This window comes from Geobacillus thermopakistaniensis (assembly GCF_000498995.1).
Lineage (GTDB): Bacteria > Bacillota > Bacilli > Bacillales > Anoxybacillaceae > Geobacillus > Geobacillus thermoleovorans.
Genome location: NZ_AYSF01000034.1, coordinates 116,860 through 129,938, shown reverse-complemented (window position 1 = coordinate 129,938; position 13,079 = coordinate 116,860). Strand labels below are relative to the sequence as shown.

General features: G+C 56.1%; 11 protein-coding genes and 1 pseudogene. All 12 read right to left on the bottom strand.

All coding sequences use genetic code 11. From position 1 onward, the window contains the following. Positions 1 to 367: 367 nt before the first annotated feature. Positions 368 to 991 carry an ATP phosphoribosyltransferase gene (gene hisG, locus T260_RS133065; RefSeq protein ID WP_015375795.1) on the bottom strand — a complete coding sequence of 208 codons (624 nt, stop codon included), beginning with the start codon at positions 989 to 991 and terminating at the stop codon, positions 368 to 370. A 27-nt stretch (positions 992 to 1,018) separates the two neighbouring features. After that, complete coding sequence (locus T260_RS1000000139790; RefSeq protein WP_156484087.1) at positions 1,019 to 1,180, bottom strand: hypothetical protein; 162 nt, start codon at positions 1,178 to 1,180, stop codon at positions 1,019 to 1,021. Next, positions 1,170 to 2,354 carry an ATP phosphoribosyltransferase regulatory subunit gene (locus tag T260_RS133070; protein WP_011232547.1) on the bottom strand — a complete coding sequence of 395 codons (1,185 nt, stop codon included), beginning with the start codon at positions 2,352 to 2,354 and terminating at the stop codon, positions 1,170 to 1,172. The genes T260_RS1000000139790 and T260_RS133070 overlap by 11 nt, the downstream gene beginning before the upstream one ends. Positions 2,355 to 2,961: 607 nt before the next feature. Further along, positions 2,962 to 3,360, bottom strand: a pseudogene (locus T260_RS0119910) (acyltransferase); the annotation flags it as partial. After that, on the bottom strand, positions 3,357 to 4,025 hold the full coding sequence (gene ppaX / locus T260_RS133075; RefSeq protein ID WP_011232549.1) for a pyrophosphatase PpaX: 669 nt from the start codon (positions 4,023 to 4,025) through the stop codon (positions 3,357 to 3,359). The pseudogene T260_RS0119910 and the gene ppaX, both read right to left, overlap by 4 nt. Then, positions 4,022 to 4,960, bottom strand: a complete 939-nt coding sequence (locus T260_RS133080) for a nucleoside recognition domain-containing protein (RefSeq protein ID WP_011232550.1) — start codon at positions 4,958 to 4,960, stop codon at positions 4,022 to 4,024. Before T260_RS133080 ends, ppaX begins: the two co-directional genes overlap by 4 nt. Positions 4,961 to 5,059: 99 nt before the next feature. Beyond that, positions 5,060 to 5,872 carry a prolipoprotein diacylglyceryl transferase gene (gene lgt, locus T260_RS133085; protein WP_011232551.1) on the bottom strand — a complete coding sequence of 271 codons (813 nt, stop codon included), beginning with the start codon at positions 5,870 to 5,872 and terminating at the stop codon, positions 5,060 to 5,062. Between the two features lie 59 nt (positions 5,873 to 5,931). Then, entirely contained in the window at positions 5,932 to 6,867 is a 936-nt protein-coding gene (gene hprK / locus T260_RS133090) for an HPr(Ser) kinase/phosphatase (protein ID WP_011232552.1), read from the bottom strand. Positions 6,868 to 7,115: 248 nt separating this feature from the next. Beyond that, positions 7,116 to 7,478, bottom strand: coding sequence for a phage holin family protein (locus T260_RS133095; RefSeq protein ID WP_023633682.1), 363 nt, complete (start codon positions 7,476 to 7,478; stop codon positions 7,116 to 7,118). 102 nt (positions 7,479 to 7,580) lie between these two features. Further along, complete coding sequence (locus tag T260_RS133100; RefSeq protein WP_011232554.1) at positions 7,581 to 7,907, bottom strand: magnetosome magnetite crystal formation protein family; 327 nt, start codon at positions 7,905 to 7,907, stop codon at positions 7,581 to 7,583. 128 nt (positions 7,908 to 8,035) lie between these two features. Beyond that, on the bottom strand, positions 8,036 to 10,903 hold the full coding sequence (uvrA, locus tag T260_RS133105; RefSeq protein WP_023633681.1) for an excinuclease ABC subunit UvrA: 2,868 nt from the start codon (positions 10,901 to 10,903) through the stop codon (positions 8,036 to 8,038). Between the two features lie 7 nt (positions 10,904 to 10,910). Beyond that, complete coding sequence (gene uvrB, locus T260_RS133110) at positions 10,911 to 12,887, bottom strand: excinuclease ABC subunit UvrB (protein WP_023633680.1); 1,977 nt, start codon at positions 12,885 to 12,887, stop codon at positions 10,911 to 10,913. Positions 12,888 to 13,079 lie beyond the last annotated feature (192 nt).

Here is a 13,079-nt window from a genome sequence, read left to right as displayed (position 1 = left end):
CGCTTAAAGACCCATATATGGGTCTGTGAAGCAGGCGGTTGTTCGATCCTCNCGTCCATTGGCAATCTGTATCGATGCAATTTGAAGCTTTACCATTTGCAGCTTTTACCGAGTATTTGATCGACTGTCGGGCGACCGAACAACGCCGCTTAAAGACCCATATATGGGTCTGTGAAGCAGGCGGTTGTTCGATCCTCCGTCAGTCGAAAATGGACAAACCGCTTTTCCGTCAAGGATATGTTAAAGTTCTTCGTTGCATCTATATGCTATTTTCCAACGGCGTTGTCAACGCCGCTCCGCCATTCCCGAATCTCCACCAACCCATTCTTCGGAAACCGCCCATTTCCGCTCTGTCACACCTTTTTTCCTACGGCTGGGGAATGACCGCCGCCAATCGGTCGACCAACCGTTCAATGTCCCCGCCGTTTAGCCGGTAGCTCGCCGGGTTGACAATCAGGCGCGACGTCACCTCGGCGATCCGTTCAAGTTCGACAAGCCCGTTTTCTCTGAGCGTCCGCCCCGTGGAAACGATGTCCACGATCCGGTCGGCAAGGCCGATCAGCGGGGCGAGTTCAATGGATCCGTTCAGGCGGATGATTTCGACTTGCTCGCCTTGCTCGCGAAAATACGTTGACGCGATGTTCGGGTATTTCGTCGCCACCCTTGGTGCGATTTCGTTCATCTTGGCGCCGGGCAGCCCGGCGACCGCCAAATGGCAGCGGCTGATGTGCAAATCGAGCAGTTCGTACACATCCCGTTCTTCTTCCATCAGCACGTCCTTGCCGGCAATGCCCAAATCCGCGACCCCATGCTCGACATAGGTGACGACATCCATCGGTTTCGCCAAAATAAAGCGCATGTTTTCCTCTGGCACATCAATGACGAGCTTGCGCGACTCGGTAAATTCCGGCGGCAGCGCATAATCCGCCCGCCGCAGCAACTCGACCGCCTCTTCAAAAATGCGCCCTTTTGGCATGGCAATCGTCAGCATCATTCTTCCTCCTTGCTCCTCATCATGTCAAATGCGGCGCTGGGCCTCGAGTACACCGCATGCTCTCCACCGCCATGGGCAGCCTTTCCCGTCCGTTCTTCGCATCCGCTCTGTCCCGCCAATCGCTGCCGTTTTCAACAGCGTCGATGACCAACCGGCGGCGCCTTCTCTGTTATGTTCACTGCCCATCGCGCCCGCTGCGGCCAAGCAAATACACGATCGACCGGTAGCGCTGGCTGTAGGCGTCAATATCACGAATGCCGGCAATGTGCTGCAAGACGACGCGCTTGCCTTCCGCCCGTTTCGCTTCGGCCAATTCCACCGCTTCCGCCAGCCGCTCTTGGCTGAACACGATGCACTCGATGTCATCGCGCACATCCGTTTCCCCAATCGCCTCAATCAACCGATCGACGCGCAACCCAAACCCCGTCGCCGGCGCCGGGCGCGAGAACTTCGCCAATAAATCATCATACCGCCCGCCGTTGCCGATCGGGAATCCCACTTGCTCGGCGTACACTTCAAACAAAATGCCAGTGTAATAGCTCATATGGCTGACAAGCGCCATATCGAGCTTCACCGCCTCGGCCACTCCATACGTCCGAAGCACCGCCATGAGCACCGCCAGCTCATCAGCCGCCCGCCGCCCCTTCTCGCTTGTGACGAGCGTTTTCGCCTGTTCAATCACGTCCGTTCCACCGCGCAAGGAAAGAAGATCCAACAGCCGCTTTTGATCGATCGACGAAAGCGGCCACGACTTCACATGTTCACGGTAGCCGACGTAATTTTTCTCATATAAAAAACGGCGCAATACACTCGCCCGCTCCTCATTCCCTAAAATCTCCAAAAACAGCGCATTGACATAACCGATATGGCCGACCGCCACCGAAAACCGCCCGAGTCCCGTCCGCTTCAGCAGGGCGACCATTAAACTGATCACCTCGGCGTCGGCCGTCACCGTGCCGTCGCCGATCAACTCCACACCGATCTGTTCAAACTCCGCCGGCCGCCCGCCTTCGCGCTGCTGGGCGCGGAACACATTGGCGTTGTACGCCAGCCGGAGCGGATTGCCGTCGTCATACAACCGCGACGCCGCCACCCGGGCGATCGGCGCCGTCATATCGGGCCGCAATACGAGCGTATGCCCTTGCTGATCGAGGAGCTTAAACAGCCGATGATCGGCAATCGCCGACGCCGCCCCGACCGTTTCATAATACTCAAGCGTCGGCGTTTCGATAAACTCGTACCCCCAGCGCTCAATTTCTTCCGCCATCACCGAACGCACTTGTTTTTTCAACTCATATAAAAACGGCAGCGTATCGCGCATGCCTAACGGTTTTTCAAACATGAACAGCTTTTTTGCCATGTCCCCACGCCCTTTATCGAGATGCTTTAGTTTGCTAATATGGTAGAGAAGTGAAGTTATTAGTAGTTTACTCCTTTGCGGCCACAGCGTCAAGGGGGGGAATGCTTTATAAATAACAAAACGGACAAGATCGCTTCAAAAAAGGAAGCGCTTGTCCATTTCGTTCCATGTCGCATAGGCGATTATCCACAATAATGGAATAAATACCTAAAAAAGTAGAGTACTTATTTATATACATGCAACGAAAAAGTTTAACATATCATTGACGGAAAAGTCGCTTATCCACTTTTCGACTGGCGGTGACCGAACAATCACCCGCTTCGCAGCCCCATACATGGTTCCGGAAGCGGCATTGTTCGCTCGCCCGACAGTCGATCCAATCGCTCTGTAAAAACTACAAATGTTAAAGATTCAAATTGCACCTATATAGAAAACCTACGCCCGTCAGACGATCTTCATCAGTCGCATTATAAATGTTTTTTGTGTTCCAATCTTTTTATCACTTTTTCTGGAAATCTTCATTTTTCCAAACAAAACCTCGCCCCCATTCAATTGGAAGGCGGTTCATTTTTCGGCTCCGTTTTATCGCCTTGCTTNATTTTCGGCCGACTTTTGCGCGGTCGCCGATCACCACACCAGGCAAAATGGTCGAGTTCGCGCCGATCATCACCTCATCGCCGATCACCACATCGCCGAGGCGGTATTCGTCAACCAAATATTCGTGAGCGAGAATCGTCGTGTTGTAGCCGATGACGCAGTTGCGGCCGATGCGGATTTTTTCAGGGAAGAGAATATCTGGCATGACCATAAAGGCGAGCGCCGTTTGTTCGCCGATTTTCATGCCGAGAAACGTGCGGTACAGCCAGTTTTTCAGCGGCAAAAACGGCGTGTAGCGCCCGATTTGAATGATGATGACGTTTTTCAGCACTTTCCAAAACGATACGGTGCGGTACAATTGCCAGAGCGAGTTCGCCCCGTGGACAGGGTATTTTGTCGTTCGTCTCACTGGGAGGACGTTTCCTCCTTCCGTTCGTTGATGCCGACAATGGCCAGCAAATCGCTCATTTTTTCCAGCATATAGTCCGGTTCATATTGTTCCAAATAGCCGCGGCCTTTAATCGCCCAAGCGACGCCGGCCGTTTTGACGCCGGCGTTTTTGCCGGCCAAAATGTCGTGGTAGTTGTCGCCGACCATCAGCGCTTCGTCCGATTTCGACTGAAGCGCCTCAAGCGCCTTATGAATCGGTTCGGGATCCGGTTTGGGGCGGCTGACGTCATCAAGGCCGATGACGCACGAGAAAAACGGTTCCAACCGCGTTTTTCTTAACCCCATCAGGGCGGTGTCGTGCATTTTCGTCGTCACGACGCCGAGGCGGAAGCCATGGCGGTGCAGCGTTTCGATCGTCTCATACACGGTGTCAAACTCGCGGATCAGTTCGTCATGGCGGGCATGGTTGAAGGTGCGATACGTCTTCACCATCTCCTCGGCCCGTTCCGGATCGAGCGAGCTGAACGTCTCATACAGCGACGGGCCGATGAACGGCAAGACGTCCTCACGCCCGTAGCGGCCCGGATAATACTTCTCCAGCGTATGCAAAAACGACTGGATGATCAGCTCATTCGTATCAATCAACGTTCCGTCAAGGTCAAATAAAATCGTGCGAATCGTCATGATGCGGCTTCCTTTCTCATCGGGTGTTCAAAACGGCGCCAAAGGAACGCCACCGCCATCGTCAACAGCACAGCCGTAACGAGGCGAATGACCAACAACGGCCAGACCGGGATGCCGAGCGGAACGAAAATGAGCGTGTCTTCGACAACCGCATGGCAAGAAACGAGAAAAATAAACGCCAACGTCAAATCGCGCTTCGAGACGCCGTCTTCTTTCGCCGCCTGAATCATCACCCCCGCCCCATAAGCGAGGCCGAACACAAAACCGGCGGCAAGGGTGAGCGATGTGTTCGCGCTCATGCCGAGCATCTTGGTCGCTGGCGCCATCCAGCGCGAAAACGTCTCAATCCAGTGGCGTTCTTTCAACACTTGAATGATCGTCATCAATGGAATGACAATCGCAACCAGCTGGACGATGCCGGTCGCCGCTTTTTTCAGCGCCGCCAAGATGATCTCTCCCCAGCCGGACGGCGAGGCGGCTTCAGGCGAGACAAACCCATATTGAGCGAGTTCCTGCCCCCCATCCCATAGATGGGCGATCAACAAACCGGAGACAACGGCCAAGCCAATGCGCACGGCGAGCATGAGCCAAACGCTCATACCCGTCCGCGAAGCGACGGAAGACTCGACGATCAAGTTGTGAGAAAAGGAAAGCATGACAGCGAGAATGAGCACTTCTTTCACTGTAAACTCGATCGTCAGCATCGCCCCGATCGCGGCGTACAGCCCGAGCAAATTGCCGAGCACCAGCGGCACGGCCGCGTCGCCGGATAAGCCGAACCACTTCATCAGGGGAGTGACAAGGTCGATCAACCATGAAAATAAAGGGGTCGGCTGCAACAGCGCTAAAATGAGCGTCACTGGAAAAATGATTTTGCCGAGCGCCCATGACGTCTTCAGTCCGGCGATGACGCCGCGCTGCAATGTTCCTACCATATCTCCTCTCTCCTTCGCTTGTCTTCATGCCGCCGTGTGACCTTTTCACCACACGCCGCCTCTCTTTTTCCCTAGTCATCCGTCAACGGATAAGGACGGCTATTCGTCTTGATACCTTGCTTTTGCCCATCCTTTCGCCCGGCGCACGATCCACAGCGCGATCGACAACACGATCAGCGTCACGGATACGACTTGCGCCGCGCGCAGACTGCCGGCCAGCATCAAGCTGTCGGTGCGCATCCCTTCAATCCAGAAACGGCCAACCGAATACCAAATCAAATAGGACAAAAACAGCTCGCCGCGCCGCAAATTGACGCGCCGCAGCCAAAGAAGCAAGAAAAAGCCGACGAGGTTCCAAAGGGACTCATATAAAAAAGTCGGATGCCAATAACGGCCGTCAATGTACATTTGATTGATGATCCAATCCGGCAAATGCAAATTTTCAAGAAACTGGCGCGACACAGGGCCGCCGTGCGCCTCTTGGTTCATAAAATTGCCCCAGCGCCCGATCGCCTGGCCTAAAATGATGCTTGGTGCGGCAATATCGGCGAGCTTCCAAAACGACAGCCCGCGCGCGCGGGCGAACACCGCGCCCGTCGCCACCGCCCCGATCAAACCGCCGTGAATGGCGAGGCCGCCTTGCCAAACTTTTGGAATCTCGGACAAATGCTTTGAATAATAGTGCCATTCAAACAGCACGTAGTACGCCCGCGCGCAGACAATGGCGATCGGCACGGCAAATAACACCAAATCGACAAACGTCTCTTTCGGCAAGCCGCGCCGCACCGCTTCGCGCGTCGCGAGCCATAGCCCAATCAACACACCGGTGCCGATAATGACCCCATACCAATAAATCGTAATGGGGCCAAGGTGCAAAAACACGCGGTCGAGCGGCTGAATCGTCGATTCCATCGTTTCCACCTCCTATGCTCCATGCCCAAACGAGATCCATTCCTTTGACGCAAGAAACATCAGTCGTAATCGTGCGCGCCGTCTTCGATGGCGTCGCTCAATCGCGCCGAAAACTCCTCAGCCGCGTTGACCCCGAGCCGCTTCAGCCGGAAGTTCATCGCCGCCACTTCGACGATGACCGCCAAGTTGCGCCCTGGGCGGACCGGAATCGTTAATTTCGGCAATTCGGTATCCAAAATTTTCACTTTCTCTTCTTCCAACCCGAGCCGATCGTACTGCTTCTCCGGATCCCAAAGCTCCAAGTCGACGACGAGCGAAATGCGCTTATGCGTCCGCACCGCCCCTGCGCCGAACAGCGTCATCATATTAATAATGCCGAGGCCGCGAATTTCAAGCAGATGCTCGATCAGCTCCGGCGCGCTGCCGACGAGCGTATCTTCATCTTCTTGGCGGATTTCCACACAATCGTCGGCGACCAACCGATGGCCGCGCTTGACAAGCTCGAGCGCCGTTTCGCTTTTGCCGACGCCGCTTTTGCCCGTGATCAACACCCCGACGCCGTACACATCAACGAGCACCCCGTGCACCGCGGTGGTGGGGGCGAGCTTGCTTTCCAAATAGTTTGTCAATCGGCTCGACAGGCGGGTCGTTTTCATCGTCGAGCGCATGACCGGCACCGACTGGCGCTCCGACGCTTCGATCAGCTCCGGCGGCACCTCAAGTCCACGCGAGACGATGATCCCCGGCGTAATGTCGGTGCAAAGCCGTTCCATCCGTGATTTTTTTTCTTCCGGCGTCAACGTTTCATAAAACGACAGCTCCGTCCGTCCGAGCAGCTGCAGGCGCTCAGCGGGGTAATAGGCGAAATAGCCGGCCATTTCAATCCCCGGTCGCGACAAGTCGCTCGTCGTAATCGGGCGGTAAATGCCTTCCGCGCCGCTCACAAGCTCGAGCTGGAACTGTTCAATGATGTCTTTCGTCCGCACTTTCGGCATACGTCGCCTTTCGCTCCTTTCTTCATCTTTTTCCATTGTAACACGTTTCGTTCCGCCGTTGAATGGAAAACATTCCGCAGAAACAAAAGAGGGACGGCTCCCCCCGTCCCGATCAAGCCAAACACATCAAACCGAAACGATCTTCACCGCATCGTTTCTCCCATTGCAACCCCTTGCCGCATTCGCCATCTTTTCACACGATCACGGAAAACCATGGCACCACCGGCCTTCCAATGGATCACGCCCCGTTACGACCGGTTGCGCAGCGGCTCGATCACCGCTTTTTGCACGAGCAGGTGGAAAAACGACAAGACGATCGACGCAAGCAGCGCCGTGCCAAAGCCGCCGATTTGAAACGCATCGCCCATCAGCCCTGCAGTCATCATGAGCGTGATGGCGTTAATGACAAACAAAAACAAACCGAGCGTCAACACGGTCACCGGCAGCGTCAACAAGATGAGCACAGGGCGGACGACGGCGTTGAGCACCGCCAAAATGACGCTCGCCAAAAACGCCGCGCCGATGCCGCTGAAGTGAATATCGTCAAAATAGCCGTCAATCGCCATGAGCAGCACCGTATTGATCAACACACCGATCAGCCAATTGAGCATCCCATCACCATCTTTATTCGAGTCTCGCGCCCGCCGGCCACACCTTGTTACAGTCCCAAAGAAACGGGGCCACGGCATTCGCCGGCAAACGGGCGCTTTCTCTTATTTTAACACTTGAATCCCTTTTATGACATTCCAAACGATGACAACAAGATTCACCGCCCCAGCAACGAGGAACCCAAGCCAGACGAGCCCGCCGCCAAAAAGAAGCGATTCCTCGCCCCAATGGCCGAACAGCACCGGCGACGCGGCCAACGCAATGAACAAGAGGATCGTAACGGCCGGAATCAAATGCGACACGAGCGACCGCTTCGCATGGCGTTTGACTTCAAGATCTTCGACAACAAAATAGACGACAATCGGCAAAATGAACGGCGCAAAAAAGACGCTGAAATAACAAAGCGCGGATAACACTTTGTTCGTCGACAATCGGCAATCCCCTTTCCAAGTTTCCTTTACCTGTATATACGACGGCCGCTAGGAAAAGTTTCCTGCCGACGGCAAAAAAAGGCGGCGGCCGCCGGTGTCCCAAGCGGCGGACAAAGCCGCAAAGGCCTTTACGCCTTCGCCGCTTCATACCGCGCCTGCATGCGCGCCCGGTCGCGCTCGAGAATCGGTTTCAAGTAGCGGCCGGTGTGCGACTCCTTCACCTCGGCCACCTCTTCCGGCGTGCCGACGGCGACGATTTGTCCGCCGCGGTCGCCGCCTTCCGGACCTAAGTCAATGATATAGTCCGCGGTTTTGATGACGTCCAAGTTATGTTCAATGACAAGCACGGTATCGCCGTTGTCGACGAGCCGATGGAGCACATCAAGCAGCCGGGCGATGTCATCGACATGAAGCCCGGTCGTCGGCTCGTCCAAAATGTAGAGCGTCCGGCCGTTGGAGCGGCGGTGAAGCTCAGCGGCGAGCTTGACACGCTGCGCCTCGCCGCCCGAGAGCGTCGTCGCCGGCTGGCCGAGCTTCATATAACCGAGCCCGACGTCATAGAGCGTCTCGAGCTTGCGTTTGATTTTCGGGATCGAGGCGAAAAAGTCGAGCGCATCTTCGACCGTCATGTCGAGCACCTCGGCGATGTTTTTTCCTTTATACGTCACCTCGAGCGTCTCGCGGTTGTACCGTTTGCCGTGGCACACTTCGCACGGGACGTACACGTCCGGCAAAAAGTGCATCTCAATTTTGATGATGCCATCGCCATGGCACGCCTCGCAGCGCCCGCCTTTGACATTGAAGCTGAACCGCCCTTTTTTGTAGCCGCGCACTTTCGCTTCGTTCGTCGAGGCAAACACGTCGCGGATGTCGTCAAACACCCCGGTGTACGTCGCCGGGTTCGAGCGTGGCGTGCGGCCGATCGGCGACTGGTCGATGTCAATGACTTTATCGAGATGCTCCAGCCCGCGGATGCCGCGATGTTCGCCCGGTTTCGCCTTCGCCCGGTGCAGCTTTTGCGCCAGCGCCTTATACAACACTTCGTTCACGAGCGTGCTTTTGCCCGAGCCCGACACCCCGGTGACAGCGACAAACGTGCCGAGCGGGATTTTCACCGATACGTTTTTCAAGTTATGCTCGCGCGCGCCGACGACCTCAAGCCAACGTCCGTCCGGACGGCGACGCTCGGCCGGAATCGGGATGAATTTTTTCCCCGATAAATACTGGCCGGTGAGCGAGTTCGGGTCGTTCATCACTTCTTCCGGCGTGCCGGCGGCGACGACCTCGCCGCCGTGGATGCCCGCCCCCGGACCAATGTCAATCAAATAGTCCGCGGCCAGCATGGTATCCTCGTCGTGCTCCACCACAATGAGCGTATTGCCGAGGTCGCGCATGCTTTTCAACGTCGCGATCAGCCGGTCGTTGTCGCGCTGATGAAGCCCGATCGACGGCTCGTCGAGCACGTACAGCACCCCCGTCAGCCGCGAGCCGATCTGCGTCGCCAAGCGGATGCGCTGCGCCTCGCCGCCGGAGAGCGTTCCTGCCGAGCGGCTGAGCGTCAAATAGTCGAGGCCGACGTTTTGCAAAAAGCCGAGCCGGTCGCGAATTTCACGCAAAATAAGGCGGGCGATTTGCGCTTCTTTTTCGGTCAGCTCGAGCCCGTCAAAAAAGGCGAGCGCCTCGGTCACCGACATGGCGGTGACCTCGCCGATATGCTTGCCGCCGACAAGGACGGCCAGGCTTTCTTTTTTCAGCCGGTAGCCTTGGCATGTCGGACATGGTTGTTCCGCCATATACTTTTCCATCTGCTCGCGGATGTAGTCCGAGCTCGTCTCGCGATAGCGGCGTTCGACGTTCGGAATGACGCCTTCAAATGCGATGTATTGTTCGCGCACTTGTCCGAAATCATTCGTATAGCGGAAATAAATCGGCTCTCCGCCGCTGCCGTACAAAATTTTATCGAGCTGCTCTTTTGGCAAATCTCTGACCGGCACGTCCATCGGGATGCCGTAATGGCGGCACACGGCTTCGAGCAGCTGCGGGTAATATTGCGAGCTTTGCGGCTCCCACGGAGCGATGGCGTGTTCTTTTAACGTCAGCTCATCGTTCGGGATGACCAAATCGAGATCCACTTCGAGCTTCGCCCCGAGCCCGTCGCAGTCCGGGCAGGCGCCGAATGGACTGTTGAACGAAAACAGACGCGGTTCAAGCTCCCCGATCGAAAAGCCGCAGTACGGACAAGCGTGCTTTTCGCTGAACAAGAGCTCCCCCTCGCCGATCACGTCAACGACCACTTTGCCGTCGGCGAGCTTCAGCGCCGTCTCAAGCGAATCGGCAAGCCTGGCGGCGATGCCGTCTTTGATGATGATGCGGTCGACGACGACATCAATCGAATGTTTTTTGTTTTTTTCCAGCTCAATGTCCTCCGTCAACTCGCGCATCTCGCCGTCAATGCGGACGCGCACATACCCTTGTTTGCGAATATCCTCCAATGTCTTGGCGTGCGTCCCTTTTTTTCCCGAGACGATCGGCGCCAAAATTTGCATTTTCGTCCGCTCCGGGTAAGCGAGCAGCCGGTCGACCATTTGCTCGATCGTCTGCGATTGGATTTCAATGCCGTGCGTCGGGCAAACTGGGCGGCCGATGCGGGCGAACAGCAGCCGTAAATAATCGTAAATTTCCGTCACCGTGCCGACGGTTGAGCGCGGGTTGCGGCTCGTCGTTTTTTGATCGATCGAAATGGCCGGCGACAACCCTTCAATCGCATCGACGTCCGGTTTTTCCATCTGCCCTAAAAACTGGCGGGCATACGCCGACAGCGATTCGACGTAGCGGCGCTGGCCTTCCGCGTAAATCGTATCAAACGCCAGCGACGACTTCCCCGACCCGGACAGCCCGGTCAAGACGACGAGCTTGCCGCGCGGGATTTCGACGTCAATGTTTTTCAAGTTGTGGGCGCGCGCCCCTTTGACGACAATTTTATCCATTCCGTTCATCCGGCCATCACCCTTCCGCTTTCAATTCGAAAATGATATCGCGCAGCTGGGTGGCCCGCTCGAAGTCGAGCGCTTTGGCCGCCTCTTTCATTTCCGCTTCGAGCGTTCGAATCAGCTCTTCCCGCTCTTGTTTCGTCATCGCTGCCGCCGGCTTTGCCTCGTACATCTCCGTCTCTTCCGCCGCATACGTCGCGCGGATGACGTCGCGAATCTCCTTTTTCACCGTGCGCGGCACGATGCCGTGCTTTCGGTTGTACTCTTCTTGAATCGCGCGGCGCCGCTTCGTCTCTTGAATGGCGATTTCCATCGATTTCGTGATCGTATCGGCGTACATGATCACATGGCCGTTCGCGTTGCGCGCCGCCCGGCCGATCGTCTGGATGAGCGAGCGCTCCGAGCGCAAAAACCCTTCTTTGTCGGCGTCCAAAATGGCGACAAGCGACACTTCCGGAATGTCGAGCCCTTCGCGAAGCAAGTTGATGCCGACCAATACATCGTATTTGCCGAGCCGCAAATCGCGGATGATTTCAATGCGCTCGAGCGTCTTAATTTCCGAATGCAAATACGCCACCTTGATCCCCGCTTCTTTCAAATAATCGGTCAAATCTTCCGCCATCTTTTTCGTCAGCGTCGTCACCAACGTCCGCTCGTTCCGCTCGACGCGCTCGCGAATTTCGCCGATCAAATCGTCGATTTGCCCTTTCGTCGGGCGGACGTCGATCGTTGGGTCGAGAAGCCCGGTCGGGCGGATGATTTGTTCGACAACGCCCGGGCTGTGTTCAAGCTCATACGGCCCCGGCGTCGCTGAGACGTAAATAATTTGATTGATTTTTTGCTCGAACTCTTCAAACGTGAGCGGCCGGTTGTCAAGCGCCGACGGCAGACGGAAGCCGTGGTCGACAAGCACTTGCTTGCGCGCCCGGTCGCCGTTGTACATGCCGCGCAGCTGCGGCAAGGTGACGTGCGACTCATCAACGATGATCAAAAAATCGTCCGGAAAATAGTCAAGCAATGTATACGGCGTTGAGCCCGGCGGCCGCAGCGCCAAATGGCGCGAGTAGTTTTCGATGCCGGAACAAAAGCCCATCTCGCGCATCATTTCAAGGTCATAGCGCGTCCGCTGCTCAAGCCGCTGCGCCTCTAAGAGCTTCCCTTGCGCGCGCAGTTCGGCAAGCCGCTCCTCAAGCTCTTGTTCGATGTTTTGAATGGCGAGCCGCATTTTCTCCTCGCGCGTCACGAAGTGCGACGCCGGGAAAATGGCGACATGCTCGCGCTCGCCGAGCACCTCGCCGGTTAAGGCGTCCACCTCGCGGATGCGCTCGATTTCATCGCCGAAAAATTCGACGCGGATGCAATGTTCATCGCGCGACGCGGGGAAAATTTCGACAACATCGCCGCGGACGCGGAACGTGCCGCGGCGAAAATCGATGTCATTGCGGTCGTATTGGATGTCAACGAGCCGCCGAAGCAACGCGTTGCGCTCGATCTCCATCCCAACGCGCAGCGATACGACCAGTTCGCGGTACTCTTCCGGCGACCCTAAACCGTAAATGCACGACACGCTCGCAACGATAATCACGTCCCGGCGCTCAAACAAGGCTGATGTCGCCGAGTGCCGCAATTTGTCGATTTCATCGTTGATTTTCGCGTCTTTTTCAATGTAGGTATCCGTCTGCGGCACATACGCTTCCGGCTGATAGTAATCGTAATAGCTGACAAAATATTCGACGGCGTTGTGCGGGAAAAACTCTTTCAGCTCGCTGTACAATTGGCCAGCGAGCGTTTTGTTGTGGGCGATGACAAGCGTCGGTTTGTTGACTTGGGCGATCACGTTCGAGATCGTAAACGTTTTGCCCGTCCCCGTCGCCCCAAGCAGCGTTTGATGCTTCACCCCGCGGCGCAGGCCGTCAACGAGCTTGGCGATCGCCTGCGGCTGATCGCCTTGCGGTTCGTATGGCGCCACTAATTGAAAACGGCCCTCCACCGTTTCGCCTCCTCCTTCGTACCATCTTTCCCCATTGTATCACATCGTGATGATCCATGCATCAAAAATGCGAACTCATATTCGTACCAACCCACTCAGTGTTTTCCATCGCTTCGCACCGAAAAACGCGAAAAAGCGGACCCATTTATGCCCAAGGTCCGCGTCTTCGCTCCGTTCCGTTTCGACAATCCG

Excerpts from the sequence above, each read along its gene's own strand:
- T260_RS133080 (WP_011232550.1), bottom strand. The coding sequence starts at position 4,960 with ATGGTAGGAACATTGCAGCGCGGCGTCATCGCCGGACTGAAGACGTCA.
- T260_RS133070 (WP_011232547.1), bottom strand. The coding sequence starts at position 2,354 with ATGGCAAAAAAGCTGTTCATGTTTGAAAAACCGTTAGGCATGCGCGAT.
- lgt (WP_011232551.1), bottom strand. The coding sequence starts at position 5,872 with ATGGAATCGACGATTCAGCCGCTCGACCGCGTGTTTTTGCACCTTGGC.
- ppaX (WP_011232549.1), bottom strand. The coding sequence starts at position 4,025 with ATGACGATTCGCACGATTTTATTTGACCTTGACGGAACGTTGATTGAT.
- uvrA (WP_023633681.1), bottom strand. The coding sequence starts at position 10,903 with ATGAACGGAATGGATAAAATTGTCGTCAAAGGGGCGCGCGCCCACAAC.
- hprK (WP_011232552.1), bottom strand. The coding sequence starts at position 6,867 with ATGCCGAAAGTGCGGACGAAAGACATCATTGAACAGTTCCAGCTCGAG.
- T260_RS133095 (WP_023633682.1), bottom strand. The coding sequence starts at position 7,478 with ATGCTCAATTGGCTGATCGGTGTGTTGATCAATACGGTGCTGCTCATG.
- T260_RS1000000139790 (WP_156484087.1), bottom strand. The coding sequence starts at position 1,180 with ATGGGCAGTGAACATAACAGAGAAGGCGCCGCCGGTTGGTCATCGACG.
- hisG (WP_015375795.1), bottom strand. The coding sequence starts at position 991 with ATGCTGACGATTGCCATGCCAAAAGGGCGCATTTTTGAAGAGGCGGTC.